Origin of the sequence: Microcystis sp. LEGE 08355, assembly GCF_015207185.1 — a bacterium.
GTDB lineage: Bacteria > Cyanobacteriota > Cyanobacteriia > Cyanobacteriales > Microcystaceae > Microcystis > Microcystis panniformis.
In genome coordinates this window covers 1-1172 of the sequence record NZ_JADEXI010000927.1, presented here as the reverse complement: position 1 = coordinate 1172, position 1172 = coordinate 1, and the positions used below count along the sequence as shown (strand labels likewise).

Here is a 1172-nt window from a genome sequence, read left to right as displayed (position 1 = left end):
GGCAAGAGACTTAATTGATTAGTTCGCTCTAGACAAAAATAATTGACAAAAATCGCTAAATGCCTTTCTATACAAGGGTTACATCCTCTATAACCCCCGTTCATTGCATAACATAAACCGAAGAGCCTGATTTTTTTCCTTGGCATTACTTATGGACGGTATCTGTACCTTAGCCAATGATCGGGTTTACGATCAATTAGTCGCCCTACTCAACAGCATCGAGGTAAATGGAGGAAAAGATCTTCCTGTTTGTGTCTATCCCTACGATGACAACACCGAACGTATCAAGGCGGAAATTGCTCAACGTCCTAATGTAGAGTTATTTGATGATCGGGAAGTGATCGAACGCTGGGATAATTTCGCTAAATCTGCTTGGGAACCCCATCCTACGGCTAAAGAACGCTGGTTAAAGGCTGGTAGTAGAGGTTATCATCGTTTTGGGGCCCATCGTCGTTATTGTGCCTTTGATGGGCCGTTCGATCGCTTTATCTACATGGATGGTGATACCCTCTTGATGAGTCCCTTAGATCGAGTTTTTGCACAGTTAGATAATTTTGATTGTGTGGTCTACGATTTTCAGCACAAAGATATCACCCACGTTTATGAAGTTACCTCCCCAAAATTATTAGAAATCTTTCCCCAAGAACGTCTTAACCAAGAAATTTTCTGTTCGGGTTTTTATGGCTCAAAAAAAGGTTTATTTGACGGGGAACGCCGCAATTGGCTAATCGAACAATTGCGAGCAGGGGAAGCGGAAATTCTCTATCCGATGGCTCCCGATCAAACTATCGTCAATTATATGATGATGCGCTCAAATTTTTCTATATATAATCTAGCTCTTCAATTGCCGAAAGAAGAACGCACCGGCTGCTGTGTCACCTCTCCCCATTTTCAGGCTCTGGATAATATTCTTTACGATAAGGGCAAACGTTTGACATACCTTCACTACATTGGTTTATCTTCCTCTCTGTTCACTCGACTTTGTAGCGGTGAAAATCTCGATTTTCCCTATCGAGATATTTTCTTACACTATCGTTATCTCTACGAACCTAGTCAACGTCCTATATTTACCGATAGTCCCAAACCCTATCAACCACCTACCCCAACCTTTTGGCAAAAAGTAACCAGAAAACTCGGTTTAGGAAAATAATAATTAGGGTCTGCTGAAAAAG

The 1172-nt window shown here is 41.5% G+C and carries 1 protein-coding gene; it reads left to right on the top strand.

What is annotated here, in order from left to right; genetic code table 11:
* Positions 1-151: 151 nt before the first annotated feature.
* Positions 152-1150: an Npun_R2821/Npun_R2822 family protein gene (locus tag IQ242_RS25340; RefSeq protein ID WP_193961850.1), complete on the top strand. Its 999-nt coding sequence runs from the start codon at positions 152-154 to the stop codon at positions 1148-1150.
* Positions 1151-1172: the final 22 nt, after the last annotated feature.

Coding starts and splice junctions, on each gene's coding strand:
- IQ242_RS25340 (WP_193961850.1), top strand. CDS start 152: ATGGACGGTATCTGTACCTTAGCCAATGATCGGGTTTACGATCAATTA.